A 12,720-nucleotide genomic window follows, 5' to 3' on the forward strand; every position below is an offset into this window, starting at 1 on the left:
CTCGCCCGGGACACCCGGTATCGGCGAGTATCGTGGTATGCCATCGACGCCGCTCCCCACCACCCGCACCAGCGCCGTGGACGCCGACCGCCACCGGGCATCCGCCCCTCTTCTCCCCGCCCTCCCCTGCACCCTGCTGTGCACGCTCCTCTTCGGTCTGCTGCTCACCCTCGTCGCGGCGCGCTGGGGCCCCTTGCTGTCCCTGGACACGGCCCTCTCCGGTGCACTGCACCGGACGGCCGTCGCCGCGCCCGGCTGGACCCGTGTCAACCGGGTGCTCTCGGACTGGGTGTGGGACCCGTGGACGATGCGCGTGCTGCTCGCGGCGGCGGTCGTGGTGCTCGTACGGCGTGGTGAACGGCGGCTCGCCGTCTGGGTGGTGGCCACCGCGCTCGTCGGTACGGTGCTGCAGCAGGCGGTGAAGGCCCTGGTCGGCAGGGAGCGCCCCGCCTGGCCGGATCCGGTGGCCTCCGCAAGCTACTCGGCGTTCCCTTCCGGGCATGCGCTGACCGCGCTGGTCGCGGGCGTCCTGGTCCTCTGGCTGCTGCGACTGGCCGGGGCGCGCCCGCTGTGGCGGTGGACGGCCCGGCTGGTGATCGCGGTCTCGGTCGTCGGTGTCGGCTTCACCCGGGTGTACCTGGGCGTGCACTGGCCCTCGGATGTCGTCGCCGGCTGGCTGTTGGGCGGGGCCCTGGTGACCGGGTCGGCGGCGGCGTACACCGCGTACGCGTCCCGGCTGGATCCCGGTGCCGCAGAGCGGGCAGGATGGCGGTCATGAGGGTGATCAAGGGTGTGCTGTTCGACTTCTCCGGAACCCTGCTGCGTGTCGAGTCCGCCGAGTCATGGCTGCGCGCGGCGCTGACCGCGACCGGTACGGCCATGGACGAGGCCGAGATCGGCCGCTCGGCGGCCGCACTGGAAAAGGCCGGCGCGCTGCCCGGCGGTTCCTCGCCCGTCGAGATCCCCGCCGACCTGGCCGGCCTGTGGGAGATACGCGACCGCGACGCCCGCCACCACCGCGCGCTGTACACCGGTCTGGGCCGCCAAGTCCCCCTGCCCGAACCAAAGTTGTACGACGCGCTCTACGAACGCTCCAGGACGGCGGAGGCCTGGCAGCCCTACCCCGACGCCGCCGAGGTGCTGGACCGGCTGCACCGGCGCGGCATCCGTATCGGGGTACTGAGCAACATCGGCTGGGATCTGCGACCGGTACTGCGCGCCCACGGCCTGGAGCGCTATGTGGACATCTGTGTGCTGTCCTACGAGCACGGCCTCCAGAAGCCGGATCCGCAGCTCTTCGTCCTCGCCTGCCGGGAGTTGGGGCTCGACCCGGCCGCCGTCCTGATGGTGGGCGACGACCGCACGGCGGACGGCGGCGCCACGGCGGTGGGCTGCTCCTTCCTGCCCGTGGACCATCTGCCGGTGGACCGGCGCCCGGCCGGGCTGCGGCCGGTGCTGGACCTCGTGGGCTGAGGAGTCCGGGCGCGGGTCGGACCGCGCCGGGTCAGACCGCGCCGCGCAGCTCCAGCCACTGCTGGAGCTCGACGAGGTTTCCGTCGGGGTCCTTGAGGTGGGCGACCCGCATCCGGTCCGTCATCGGGGCCGGGCCGTTTACCAGGACGGCGCCGCGCCCGGTGAGCTGCGCGCAGTAGCCGTCGAGGTCGTCGACCCGCAGGACGACCAGGGACCGGTATCCGTCCGGCGCCGTCCCCAGCTCGCCGAGGACCTCGGCCATCCGGTCGCGCTCCTGTAGTGCGATGCCCGCCGAGCCGCTGTCGCAGCTGAACTTGGCATACGGACCGTCCGGGGCCTCGAACTGCGGCTGGAGCCCCAGCACGTCCTGGTAGAAGCGGTAGCAGCCGCGGAAGTCCGTGACGAGCAGGCGGACTTGGGCGAGTTCCATCGATACCCCCGTGAGGTCAGCAGTGCGGCTACAGGCCGACGCTACCCCTCACGGGGCTCCGCCCCTCCCCCAGCCCCGCCGCCCACTGCCGCAGCGTCGCGAAGTCGTCCGCGAGCAGCCCCTTGGCCGGATCGAGGCGGTGCGGGAGCGCATGGCCCTGGTGGTGGCGGGCGATCCAGGCGTGGTCGCGGGGGCAACGTGGGTTCCACGGCGTCATGATGCCGCGCGCGGCTTCGGAGCAACCGCTTCCGACCGGCGGACATCGCGGACGGAGTGCCGGGCCCGCCTCGGCACCCCCGCCGCGGGGCACGGGCAGCGGTACGGACCGCCACTGTCCGCGAAAACGGAACCGCCCCGGCCGGCAGGGCGCCGGCCGGGGCGGAAGGGCCTTCCGCGGCTATCGCATCAGCTCAGGGTCGCGAGGGCCTGGTTGAGGGTCGTCGACGGCCGCATGACCGCCGAGGCCTTCGCCACGGACGGCTGGAAGTAGCCGCCGATGTCGGCCGGCGAGCCCTGCACCGCGACCAGCTCGTCGACGATGGTCTGCTCCTGCTCGGTCAGCGTCTTGGCGAGTGCCGCGAACGCCTCCGCGAGCTGGGTGTCCTCGGTCTGCTTCGCCAGCTCCTGCGCCCAGTAGAGCGCGAGGTAGAAGTGGCTGCCGCGGTTGTCGATGCCGCCCAGCTTGCGGCTGGGCGACTTGTTCTCGTTGAGGAAGGTGCCGGTGGCACGGTCGAGGGTGTCGGCGAGCACCTGGGCGCGCGCGTTGCCCGTCGTCTGCGCCAGGTGCTCGAAGCTGACCGCGAGCGCGAGGAACTCGCCCAGGCTGTCCCAGCGCAGGTAGTTCTCCTTGACCAGCTGCTGGACGTGCTTGGGCGCGGAGCCGCCGGCGCCGGTCTCGAACAGCCCGCCGCCGTTCATGAGCGGGACGACCGAGAGCATCTTCGCGCTGGTGCCCAGCTCCAGGATCGGGAACAGGTCGGTCAGGTAGTCACGCAGTACGTTGCCGGTGACGGAGATCGTGTCCTCGCCGCGGCGGATGCGGTCGAGGGAGAACTTGATCGCGTCGACCGGCGACATGATCTCGATCTGGAGGCCCTCGGTGTCGTGCTCGGGGAGGTAGGCCTTGACCTTCTGGATCAGCTGCGCGTCGTGCGCACGGTCCTCGTCGAGCCAGAACACCGCCGGGTCGCCGGTCGCGCGGGCGCGGGTGACGGCCAGCTTGACCCAGTCGCGGATCGGCAGGTCCTTGGTCTGGCACATACGGAAGATGTCACCGGCGCCGACGACCTGCTCGAGCACGGCGTTGCCGCTCTCGTCGAGGACCCGCACGGTGCCCGTGACCGGGATCTCGAAGGTCTTGTCGTGGCTGCCGTACTCCTCGGCCTTCTGCGCCATCAGGCCGACGTTCGGGACCGAACCCATCGTCGACGGGTCGTAGGCGCCGTTCGCCCGGCAGTCCTCGATGACCGCCTGGTAGATGCCCGCGTAGCTGCTGTCGGGCAGGACCGCGAGGGTGTCGGCCTCCCCGCCGTCCGGGCCCCACATGTGACCGGAGGTGCGGATCATGGCCGGCATGGAGGCGTCGACGATGACATCGCTCGGCACGTGCAGGTTGGAGATGCCGCGGTCGGAGTCGACCATGGCGAGCTCCGGGCCCTCGGCGAGCTCGGCGTCGAAGGACGCCTTGATCTCGGCGCCGTCGGCCAGCGACTCAAGGCCCTTGTAGATGCCGCCGAGGCCGTCGTTCGGGGTCAGGCCGGCCGCCGCGAGGGACTCGCCGTACTGGGCGAAGGTCTTCGGGAAGAAGGCGCGGACCACGTGGCCGAAGATGATCGGGTCGGAGACCTTCATCATCGTGGCCTTGAGGTGCACGGAGAACAGCACGCCCTCGGCCTTGGCGCGGGCGACCTGCGCCGTGAGGAACTCGCGCAGCGCGGCCACCCGCATCACGGAGGCGTCGACGACCTCGCCGGCGAGGACCGGTACCGACTCACGCAGGACGGTGGTGGAGCCGTCGTCGCCCGACAGCTCGATGCGCAGCGAGCCGTCCCGGTCGATGACCGCGGACTTCTCGGTGGAGCGGAAGTCGTCGACGCCCATGGTGGCGACGTTCGTCTTCGAGTCGCCCGTCCAGGCGCCCATGCGGTGCGGGTGCGCCTTGGCGTAGTTCTTCACCGACGCCGGTGCCCGGCGGTCGGAGTTGCCCTCGCGCAGGACGGGGTTGACGGCGCTGCCCTTGACCTTGTCGTAACGGGCACGGATGTCCCGCTCCTCGTCGGTCTTCGGGTCGTCCGGGTAGTCGGGCAGCGCGTAGCCCTGCTCCTGAAGCTCGGCGACCGCGGCCTTGAGCTGCGGGATCGAGGCCGAGATGTTCGGCAGCTTGATGATGTTCGCACCGGGCGTCTTGGCCAGCTGGCCGAGCTCGGCGAGGGCGTCCTCGATGCGCTGGCCCTCCTCCAGGCGCTCGGGGAAGCTCGCGATGATGCGCCCGGCCAGGGAGATGTCACGGGTCTCCACGCTGACGCCGGCCGTCGACGCGTATGCCTGGATCACAGGCAAGAACGAATACGTCGCCAGGGCCGGGGCCTCGTCAGTGTGGGTGTAGATGATGGTCGAGTCAGTCACCGGGTGCTCCGCTCCACGTCTGCAACATTGCTCGACATCAAGATATCTCGTGACCGGCCCCCGCTCGACAGGACCCCGCCCCCGACAAAAGCGGAGGAAGTGGTTCCGAGCGGTTTCCACCGGTGAATTCCGGCTGCCCGTCCAGCGGGGCGGCCACTCCGCTGCAGGTCCGCCCCCGATCTGCTTCCGGTCTGCTCCCGTGCTGCTCCGGGCGCCTCGGGCCTGCGGCAGACCGGCCGCAGCGCACCGTCGACCGGTATCAGCCGGTCCGCGGCGGGATCTCACTCCCGGCGGCTTCGTGACGCATGACATCCGCCGGTCTCGCGGCAGGGGACGGCCCGCGCGCGTGGCAGCCGACGGTGGCCGTCGGACGTCATGGCCCGCGGTATCCGCCGGCGGGTGCCCGACAGGATTGCCGGGCGCCGGCACGGAGCATGATCGCCCCGGCGGACGCCCCGGGCCCGCCCGCACCCCCTCCCCACGGGCCCGGCCGCCCCGCACCGGCCGAACACCAGGAGGACCGCCACCGTGACCGTCACCCCCTACCTCGACACACTCTTCTCCCTCGCCGGGCGTACCGCCCTGGTCACCGGCGGCAGCTCCGGTATCGGCCGGGCCGTCGCCGGGGCACTGGGGCGCGCCGGAGCCGAGGTCGTGCTGCTGGCCCGGAATGTGGACCAACTGCGGTCCGCGGCAGCGGAGTTGCAGGCGGCAGGTGCGACCGCACACTGGATCGACGCCGACCTCGGCGACCGGGACGCCCTGCACCGGGGCGCGGAGGAGATGGCACAACGGCACGGCGAACCCGACATCCTCGTCCATGCCGCCGGGGTCAACCCCCGTCCGCCGATGGCCGAGCTGACCACACCCGACTGGGACCGCACGATGGCCGTCAACCTCGATGCGCCGTTTCTGCTCGGACAGCGCTTCGGGCCCGGTATGGCGGACCGCGGCTGGGGACGGATCATCCACATCGCCTCGCAGCAGTCGGTCCGGGCGTTCGGCAACAGCGGTGCGTACGGCGTGTCCAAGGCCGGGCTCACCGCGCTCACCCGTTCCCAGGCGGAGGCCTGGTCCCGGTACGGGGTGAGCGTCAATGCGATCGCCCCCGGCTTCGTCCGCACCCCGCTGAACGAGGCGGTCTTCGCCGACCCCGGGCGCACCGAGGCCATGGCGCGCCGGACGATGACCGGGCGCAACGGCGAACTGGACGATTTCGCGGGCGCGGCGGTGTTTCTGGCCGGGCCGGGGGCGGCGTATGTCACGGGGCAGACGGTGTTCGTCGACGGTGGTTTCTCGGTGACCTGACCGCCGGGGGCGCCGCCGACGGACAGACCGGACGGGGCGGCAATGGGGCTGAGGGCCCGGCCGGAGGGGCAGGCCGAACCGGGCGGCACGGGGGCTGAGGGCGCGGCCGGAGAAGGCCGCGCCCTGGGCTTTGGCGGCCGGTCAGCGGACCTTCGTCCACTCCTTGCAGCCGTTGGTCTCGAACGTCTCCCCCTTGTTGACGGTGACACGGGCCGGGCCCTGGGGGGTGCCGTTGGCGATGATGCTGTCGATCTCCCCGCTGGAGTCCTTGGCGCGCGCCCAGTAGCACAGCGGGACATCGGACGCGGCGGGGCCGCCGGTCTTGTAGGTGCCGGCGGCGATGTCCTCCCCCACGAGGTAGCTGCCCTGGCCGACCGTGGCGTCCGGAGCCGCGGGCGCCTCCGCCCTCTCCACGGGCTTCGCGCCGCTCTTCGGGTTCTTCGCCCTGGCCTTGGCCGTCTTGGCGGTGACGGTGACCGTGACAGTGGGGGCGGGCTTCGCCTCGGTCTTCTTGCCGCCGTCTTTGCCGCTTCCGACCGCGGCCCCGAGCCCGAAGACGATGCCCGCGCAGACCACACCCACTGCGATCTTGAGTGCGGCGTGGTTCTTCTTCGGCGGCTCGGTGACCTGCGGCGGTGCGAACGGACGGGGCGGCTGACCGGACGGGGCGGGCTGCGGCGAGTGCGACATGAACGATCCCCCTGACATCTGTGATGGTGTGGTGATGACCGCCCAACGCCGTTGAAGGTTGTACGGCTATGTGCCGTCGCGTGCCGCGGCACCCGTTATTTCCCGTCGGTCCCGTGCCGGGCGGTTGGTCAGGCCGGAAGGCTCCTCAGCCAGACGGCGACGCCGTGGTGATGGCTGCATGTGCCCCGCCGGTGCGCGCTGTAGCTGTACGTCCCGTCGTTGCATCGCGCAGAGGCGCCTGCCGGGGCCTGCGGCTGCTCGTCGCCACCGCTCGCGGAACCGCCGCCGCCCCCGGAGCCCGTCCCTCCGGAGGAGCTGGAACTCCCGGAGGAACTGGAACCCCCGGAGGAGCCGCTGCCGGCCGCACCCGAACCCCCGGAGGAGTCGCCCTCGTCCACGTCCGAACCGCCGGAGGTGGCGGAACTGCCGGTCCCGGTGGGTTCGTCCGTGGGCTCGGGCGCGTCGCCGCCGCCCGTGGCCGCTGCCGCATCAGGATCGTCGCAGCTCTCATCGGCCTTCACGACGCCGAACGTCAGGGTTTTGGTGTCTTGCATGACGGACCCGGCGGCCGGCTCCTGTTCGCAGACCTGCCAACTCCGGTCCGATACCTGCATGCGTTCCCGCAGGGACAGATCCCGGCTCTTGAGCTGGTAGATGCCCGCACGCTGTGCCGCGTCCTGCGCTTCTTGCAGGTTCTGGCCGGTGTAGTCGGGCACCGTGATGGTGTCGCCCTGGCTGCCGGATGCGTCGGACTCGCCGTCGGAGGCATCGGAGACGGATGTAGTGGCGGACGACTTCGTCTCGTCGTCGCCGTCCATCAGGTTGACGCACCCGCCGACGCGCAGCACGAAGGCGGCAATGACCGCGCAGCCGAGCCTGGCGTTCTTCTTGCCCTCCGGCGACGTCGACGCCTGGTTTCCCGTCATATGGCCCCCTGCCTTGCGACTGCACACTCCGCTGCGTGCATGGCCCTGCCCACGGTCGCGAGCCGCCGCCCGGCTGAAACCGGAGAGACAAGTGGTGTGAGCGTGAAGCGAGGTGAGCGCGGAGCCGAGCTCCTGCCGGAGGGCGAGGCCCCGCCGCTCCTCGGACGCGACGGAGCCCCTACCGCTTCAGGCCGGTCAGAAATTGCCGTTGGAGAGAATCTCGCCCTTGGCGTCGTAGATGGTGACGAGGCCGTTCTTGGATTGCTTCCAGTCGGCGAAGACGGAGGCGATCAGCTTGCCTTCGCTCTGGTGGGGGCCCACCATCCCGCCGGTGAAGTCGGTGTAGATGTCGACCGAGTCGAGGATGTCGTTCTGCTCGTCCGCGCCTTGGACTTTGGTGACGTGCCCGATGGCGGCCTTCTCGTTGGCGCTTCCGTTTTTCGCGACGAAGGCCTTGAACTGGTCGGCCGGTGACTTGCGGGCCGCCTCGGGCTTCTCTTCCGGCTCGGCCTCGGCCGGCTTCGCGTCGCCCTGCGCCTGCCCCTTCGCCGGTGCGATGGCGGCCTTGCCGGGCTTGCCGGCCTGGGGCTCCGCGTCGCTGCCACCCATGGCGGCGGCGATGACGCCGATGAGGACGAGCGCACCGAAGGCACCGCCGCATCCGATGCCGACCTTTGCGCCCGCGCTCTTCTTCTTGGGCGGTGGCGGGGCATACATGCCGGCCGGCGTCGGCGGCTGCTGTCCAGGCCGGCCCGGATACTGCTGGTTCATCTGATTCATCACGATCCCCCCAAGGTGTCTGGAACCGGGAGAGTAGCGAGTGATTGAACATCGAAATAGATGAAGTGAAGAACCTGTGATGATGTCGTGACCGAAATGGGTTGGCCCAGCACGGTGCGTGAGCGGGAACCTGGCGGTGCGACCGCGTCCGCCGACCGGGCCGCCTTCACCTCACCCGGGACGGCGGGAGGCGGAGACGCCACTCCCCGTACCGGCTTCGTGCCGCACCGCAGCCCTACCGCCCGGTACACCGATCGACCGATGCTTCGGTGGCCGAATTGCTGCATGCTGGTCCAACTGACCGAGCAATTGGTTGAATTCAGAAACATCCGCACGGGCGACCAGGCAGAAACGGGCAGGGCACGGCCCCCACCGCCGGTGAAGACCCCTCACACCGCTGGAGGATGGAGCCGCCATGCGACTTCGCGACGCCGCGCGGGCCGAGCCGCAGGTTCCAGGACCCCCGCCGGCCCCGTCTCCCCCGCCCGCGAGCGCACACCGCTCCCCGCCCGCCGACGGGCGCAGATGGCGTCCGTCGCTCACCCCTGCGCGGCCGCTCTGGTGGGAGAACCGCCGGGGCATGGTCTTCGACATCCTGGTCGCGCTGGGCTGCGCGCTGTTCCCCACTGTCCTCGTGGACGTCCAGGGGGAGTACCCGCTCGGGCTTCCCGCACCGGCCTACTTCACGCTGGCGGCCTTGACCGGGCTGGCAGTGGTGGTGCGGCGGCGTTGGCCGACGTGGCTGTGCGTGGCCGTGCTCCTGGCCCTCCCCGCCGAGGTCTGCTTCCCGGCGCTCACCGTCTGCCTGTACTCCCTGGCGAAATACGGTCGCAGCCGACGCACCCTGGCTGCGGTGTCCACGGTGGCGACCGCCGCCACCGGCGCCTACCTGCTCCTCACCGACCAGCGCGACCTCACCATCGAAGACCTGCTGTCCGGCATACCGCTGCTGGGCCTTCTGATGATGGTTCCCGTCCTGGCCGGCCTGTACGCGAGGGCGCGGCGGACGGTGGTGGAGAACCTGCGCGAGAAGGCCGAACGGCTGGAACGCGAGCAGCGCCTGCTGGCCTCGCAGGCCCGGATGGAAGAACGGGCCCGGATCGCGCGGGAGATGCACGATGTGGTCGCCCATCGGGTAAGCCTCATGGTCATCCACTCCGGAGCCCTGGAAGTCACCCCGGCGGACCGCGATCACACCACCCAGGCCCGGCTCATCGGCGAGATCGGCCGGCAGGCGCTGGACGAGTTGCGCCAGGTTCTGGGCGTCCTCCGCCTCGACGAGAGCGCGAAGCCGGCACCCCGCGCCCCGCAGCCGACCCTGAACGACCTGTCCAGGCTGGTCGACCAGTCGCGCGCCGCGGGCATGCGGATCGAACTGACCACGTCCGGCCCCTCCCGGCCGCTGGACGCGACCGCCGAGCGCACCGCGTACCGGCTGGTCCAGGAAGCACTGACCAACGCACACAAGCATGCGGGAGGCGCCGCCGCCCTCGTCCGGCTGCGGTACGTGCCCGACGAGCTGCACCTCACCGTGGACAATGAGGTGCCCAGCGCCCCGTCGACCGCACGTCTGCCCAGTGGTGGCCACGGCCTGGTCGGCCTCCGTGAGCGCGTCACCGTCCTGGGCGGAGTCTTCGAGGCCGGCCCGAGACCGGACGGCGGGTTCCGGGTCTCGGCCGTGATACCCACGAGGGAAGAAACACCATGAGCATTCGCGTCCTGCTTGCCGATGACGAGGACCTGGTCCGGTCCGGTTTGAGCATGATCCTGGAGGCCGACCCCGGCATCAGCATGGTGGCCGAGGCGGGCAACGGGGTGGAGGCCGTGCACCTGACCCGCCTGCACCGGCCCGATGTGGTGCTTATGGACATCCGTATGCCGGTCATGGACGGGCTGGCCGCGACCGTGGAGATCAACCAGTTGCCCTCCCCGCCCAAGGTGGTGGTCCTCACCACCTTCGATCTCGACGAGTACGTGCATGCGGCCCTGGAGGCCGGCGCGATGGGGTTCCTGCTCAAGAACACCCCGCCCCGCGACCTCGCCCGCGCGGTCCGGACCGTCCATGACGGGGATGCCATGCTGGCCCCTTCGGTGACCCGCCGGCTGATCTCCAACTTCTCCGCCCGCGGCACGTCGAGGGCCAACGACGCACGGCGCCGCACGTCCGTCCTGACCGAACGCGAGGGCGAAGTGCTGCGCCTGGTCGGCGAGGGCATGTCCAACGCCGAGATCGGCGGCCGCCTGCACATGAGCGAGTCCACCGTGAAGACCCATATGAGCCGGCTTCTCGCCAAACTCGAGTGCACCAACCGCGTCCAGGCCGCGATCCTCGCCCACGATGCCGGCCTCCTCGCGGCGTAGCGTGAGGCCTTGCCCGCGTTGCCCGCCTCCTCGCGGCGGGGCGTCAGGCGTCGCGCTTGTCCAGCAGATACAGGGCGCCCGCCATCGCGGCCGCCGCCCAGGCGCACAGCACCCCGAACCCGGCCCACGGGCCGAGGCCGCCCAGCATCGGACCGGGCTGCATGATCGCCCAGCCGGCGCTGCCGGGCACGAGGCTGCCGGGCAGGAAATGCCCGAGGCCGCTGAGCGCCGGGGCGGCCGCGAGCGTCGGCACCACGAAGATGAGCGTGAACATCACGACGATGCCGCCGACCGTGCTCCGGAGCGCGGCGCCGACCGCCAACGAGAGGACGGCCAGCGCACTCAGGTAGAGCCCGCCGCCGAGAACCGCCCGGACGACTGAGGGATCGGTGACCGAGCCGGAGACAGCGGGCGCGGAAGCGTACTCGACGGCGAAGCAGACGATGCTCAGCAGCTCCCCGGTGACCAGCACCAGCGCGGCCGTGACCAGGGCCTTGGCCGCCAGCCACGGCCCGCGCCGCGGTACGGCCGTCAACGAGGTGCGGATCGTCCCGGTGCTGTACTCGCTGCCGATGGTCGTCACCGCGAGGACCACGACGGCGAGCTGGCCCACCCCGTAGCCGATGTGACTGTTGATCACCATCTGGGAGATGGGCTGGGGGCCTTCCTTGTCGATGACCGTGGCCATGATGACGCTGATGCCGACAGATACGGCCGCGGTGGCGAGCAGACAGCACACGGTGGCACGGACGGTGCGGAGCTTGGCCCACTCGGACCGGATCAGCTGGGGGAAGGCGGGGCCGGGGGGAAGGGCGGACCGGTGCTCGGTCGCGGCGATGGTCAGGGACATGGGGCTACCTCCTGGGTCGGGATGGGGCTGCGGCGCGAATCAGGCCGGTGGCGGCGAGTCGGCGCGGTACTCCACGCTGTCCTCGGTGAGCTGCATGAACGCCGTCTCCAGCGAAACGCGCTGTCGCGACAGCTCGTGCAGCGCGGCCCCGCACGCCGCGGCGGCCGCCGATACCTGCACCGGGTCCAGGCCGGTGACCAGGAGCGCGCCTTCGTCGTCCGCGGTGACCTCCCCGCCGCCCTCCCGAAGTCTTCCGGCGAGCTGAATGGCCTGCGGGGAGCGGACCTTGACCATGTCCCGTGAACCGCCCGCGAGGAAATCCCGCACAGCGGTGTCGGCAATCAGCCTGCCCCGGCCGATCACGACGAGATGGTCGGCCGTCACCTCCATCTCGCTCATCAGATGACTGGACACGAACACCGTGCGGCCCTCCGCGGCGAGCCCCCTCATGAGAGTGCGGATCCAGCGCACGCCCTCGGGATCGAGACCGTTGACCGGCTCGTCGAAGAGCAGGACCTGCGGATCGCCGAGCAGAGCGGCGGCGATCCCGAGCCGCTGTCCCATCCCCAGCGAGAAACCGCCCACCCGCTTGTGCGCCGCCTTCGCGAGACCGGCGATCTCCAGGACCTCCGCCACCCGCCTGCGTCCGATCCCGTTGCTGTACGCAAGGCCCAGCAGATGCCCGTACGCAGTGCGGCCCGGATGGACGGCCTTGGCATCGAGCACCGCACCGACCTCGTTCATGGGGTGGCGCAGCTGGTGGAAGGGTTTGCCGTTGACCAGCGCACTGCCTGCTCCGGGGCGGTCCAGGCCCAGGAACATCCGCATGGTCGTGGACTTGCCCGCCCCGTTCGGGCCCAGGAAACCCGTCACCCGGCCGGCGTGCACGGTGAAGGACAGCTCGTCCACCGCCGGCTTCCCGCCAAAGCGTTTGGTCAGCCCCCTGGCCTCCAACATCCCGACGCTCACGAACCCACTCCGTTCCCGCACCACTGCGCTGGACTTCTCGTCCCCAGCACAGTAGGAACGCGGCCCCTCCCAGCGGATCGCCGGAAAGGCCGGACTCCGCCGCCCGATCGTCCCGAGGCGCGACCCGCCCGCTGCGACTTTCGACGGACCACCGGGTACGCCGGGCGAGGGACACCACCAGGGGCGCGCCCGGCCACCGTTCCCCGCGCACGCGCCGAACCCGTTACCGCGCCCCGCGGCGCCGACTCCGCCCCCCTCGACGCGAAGGCACCTATAGCAGTCAAATCGCCCTACGACAAGGCCGGCTG

Annotated in this window: 13 protein-coding genes; 5 read left to right on the forward strand and 8 right to left on the reverse strand. The window is 71.0% G+C overall.

All coding sequences use genetic code 11. The features are described 5' to 3' along the window. Window positions 1-37: 37 nt before the first annotated feature. The gene (locus K7C20_RS05725; RefSeq protein WP_030080709.1) at window positions 38-778 is read left to right on the forward strand and encodes a phosphatase PAP2 family protein; all 741 of its coding nucleotides are present in this window, start codon (window positions 38-40) and stop codon (window positions 776-778) included. Continuing rightward, window positions 775-1,473, forward strand: a complete 699-nt coding sequence (locus K7C20_RS05730; protein WP_030080711.1) for an HAD family hydrolase — start codon at window positions 775-777, stop codon at window positions 1,471-1,473. Before K7C20_RS05725 ends, K7C20_RS05730 begins: the two co-directional genes overlap by 4 nt. A 31-nt stretch (window positions 1,474-1,504) precedes the next feature. Here the strand turns inward: K7C20_RS05730 and K7C20_RS05735 are convergent, their stop codons facing one another. The 3 genes from K7C20_RS05735 to K7C20_RS05745 form a co-directional block, all read right to left on the reverse strand. Further along, the gene (locus tag K7C20_RS05735; protein ID WP_030080713.1) at window positions 1,505-1,903 is read right to left on the reverse strand and encodes a VOC family protein; all 399 of its coding nucleotides are present in this window, start codon (window positions 1,901-1,903) and stop codon (window positions 1,505-1,507) included. Between the two features lie 28 nt (window positions 1,904-1,931). Continuing rightward, entirely contained in the window at window positions 1,932-2,120 is a 189-nt protein-coding gene (locus K7C20_RS05740) for a hypothetical protein (protein ID WP_030080715.1), read from the reverse strand. Window positions 2,121-2,308: 188 nt separating this feature from the next. Continuing rightward, on the reverse strand, window positions 2,309-4,528 hold the full coding sequence (locus K7C20_RS05745) for an NADP-dependent isocitrate dehydrogenase (protein WP_053210523.1): 2,220 nt from the start codon (window positions 4,526-4,528) through the stop codon (window positions 2,309-2,311). 528 nt (window positions 4,529-5,056) lie between these two features. Between K7C20_RS05745 and K7C20_RS05750 the strand changes: the two genes are divergently transcribed. Continuing rightward, window positions 5,057-5,836, forward strand: a complete 780-nt coding sequence (locus tag K7C20_RS05750) for an SDR family NAD(P)-dependent oxidoreductase (protein ID WP_030080721.1) — start codon at window positions 5,057-5,059, stop codon at window positions 5,834-5,836. A 141-nt stretch (window positions 5,837-5,977) separates the two neighbouring features. Here K7C20_RS05750 and K7C20_RS05755 read toward each other — a convergent pair whose 3' ends face one another. The 3 genes from K7C20_RS05755 to K7C20_RS05765 form a co-directional block, all read right to left on the reverse strand. Beyond that, window positions 5,978-6,526 carry a hypothetical protein gene (locus tag K7C20_RS05755; RefSeq protein WP_030080723.1) on the reverse strand — a complete coding sequence of 183 codons (549 nt, stop codon included), beginning with the start codon at window positions 6,524-6,526 and terminating at the stop codon, window positions 5,978-5,980. Window positions 6,527-6,654: 128 nt separating this feature from the next. Beyond that, on the reverse strand, window positions 6,655-7,452 hold the full coding sequence (locus tag K7C20_RS05760) for a DUF3761 domain-containing protein (RefSeq protein ID WP_053210522.1): 798 nt from the start codon (window positions 7,450-7,452) through the stop codon (window positions 6,655-6,657). 195 nt (window positions 7,453-7,647) lie between these two features. Next, window positions 7,648-8,232, reverse strand: coding sequence for a hypothetical protein (locus K7C20_RS05765; protein ID WP_030080727.1), 585 nt, complete (start codon window positions 8,230-8,232; stop codon window positions 7,648-7,650). A gap of 415 nt (window positions 8,233-8,647) precedes the next feature. Between K7C20_RS05765 and K7C20_RS05770 the strand changes: the two genes are divergently transcribed. Continuing rightward, entirely contained in the window at window positions 8,648-9,940 is a 1,293-nt protein-coding gene (locus tag K7C20_RS05770; protein ID WP_078953644.1) for a sensor histidine kinase, read from the forward strand. Further along, window positions 9,937-10,593, forward strand: coding sequence for a response regulator transcription factor (locus tag K7C20_RS05775; protein ID WP_030080731.1), 657 nt, complete (start codon window positions 9,937-9,939; stop codon window positions 10,591-10,593). Before K7C20_RS05770 ends, K7C20_RS05775 begins: the two co-directional genes overlap by 4 nt. Before the next feature lie 43 nt (window positions 10,594-10,636). On the opposite strand, the gene K7C20_RS05780 is transcribed toward K7C20_RS05775, so the two are convergent. Beyond that, window positions 10,637-11,443, reverse strand: coding sequence for an ABC transporter permease (locus K7C20_RS05780; protein ID WP_030080733.1), 807 nt, complete (start codon window positions 11,441-11,443; stop codon window positions 10,637-10,639). A 39-nt stretch (window positions 11,444-11,482) separates the two neighbouring features. Further along, window positions 11,483-12,400: an ABC transporter ATP-binding protein gene (locus K7C20_RS05785; protein WP_030080734.1), complete on the reverse strand. Its 918-nt coding sequence runs from the start codon at window positions 12,398-12,400 to the stop codon at window positions 11,483-11,485. Between the last annotated feature and the right edge of the window lie 320 nt (window positions 12,401-12,720).

The organism is Streptomyces decoyicus (assembly GCF_019880305.1).
Classification (GTDB): domain Bacteria; phylum Actinomycetota; class Actinomycetes; order Streptomycetales; family Streptomycetaceae; genus Streptomyces; species Streptomyces decoyicus.

Excerpts from the sequence above, each read along its gene's own strand:
- K7C20_RS05725 (WP_030080709.1), top strand. The coding sequence starts at position 38 with ATGCCATCGACGCCGCTCCCCACCACCCGCACCAGCGCCGTGGACGCC.
- K7C20_RS05730 (WP_030080711.1), top strand. The coding sequence starts at position 775 with ATGAGGGTGATCAAGGGTGTGCTGTTCGACTTCTCCGGAACCCTGCTG.
- K7C20_RS05735 (WP_030080713.1), bottom strand. The coding sequence starts at position 1,903 with ATGGAACTCGCCCAAGTCCGCCTGCTCGTCACGGACTTCCGCGGCTGC.
- K7C20_RS05740 (WP_030080715.1), bottom strand. The coding sequence starts at position 2,120 with ATGACGCCGTGGAACCCACGTTGCCCCCGCGACCACGCCTGGATCGCC.
- K7C20_RS05755 (WP_030080723.1), bottom strand. The coding sequence starts at position 6,526 with ATGTCGCACTCGCCGCAGCCCGCCCCGTCCGGTCAGCCGCCCCGTCCG.
- K7C20_RS05760 (WP_053210522.1), bottom strand. The coding sequence starts at position 7,452 with ATGACGGGAAACCAGGCGTCGACGTCGCCGGAGGGCAAGAAGAACGCC.
- K7C20_RS05765 (WP_030080727.1), bottom strand. The coding sequence starts at position 8,232 with ATGAATCAGATGAACCAGCAGTATCCGGGCCGGCCTGGACAGCAGCCG.
- K7C20_RS05770 (WP_078953644.1), top strand. The coding sequence starts at position 8,648 with ATGCGACTTCGCGACGCCGCGCGGGCCGAGCCGCAGGTTCCAGGACCC.
- K7C20_RS05775 (WP_030080731.1), top strand. The coding sequence starts at position 9,937 with ATGAGCATTCGCGTCCTGCTTGCCGATGACGAGGACCTGGTCCGGTCC.
- K7C20_RS05780 (WP_030080733.1), bottom strand. The coding sequence starts at position 11,443 with ATGTCCCTGACCATCGCCGCGACCGAGCACCGGTCCGCCCTTCCCCCC.
- K7C20_RS05785 (WP_030080734.1), bottom strand. The coding sequence starts at position 12,400 with ATGTTGGAGGCCAGGGGGCTGACCAAACGCTTTGGCGGGAAGCCGGCG.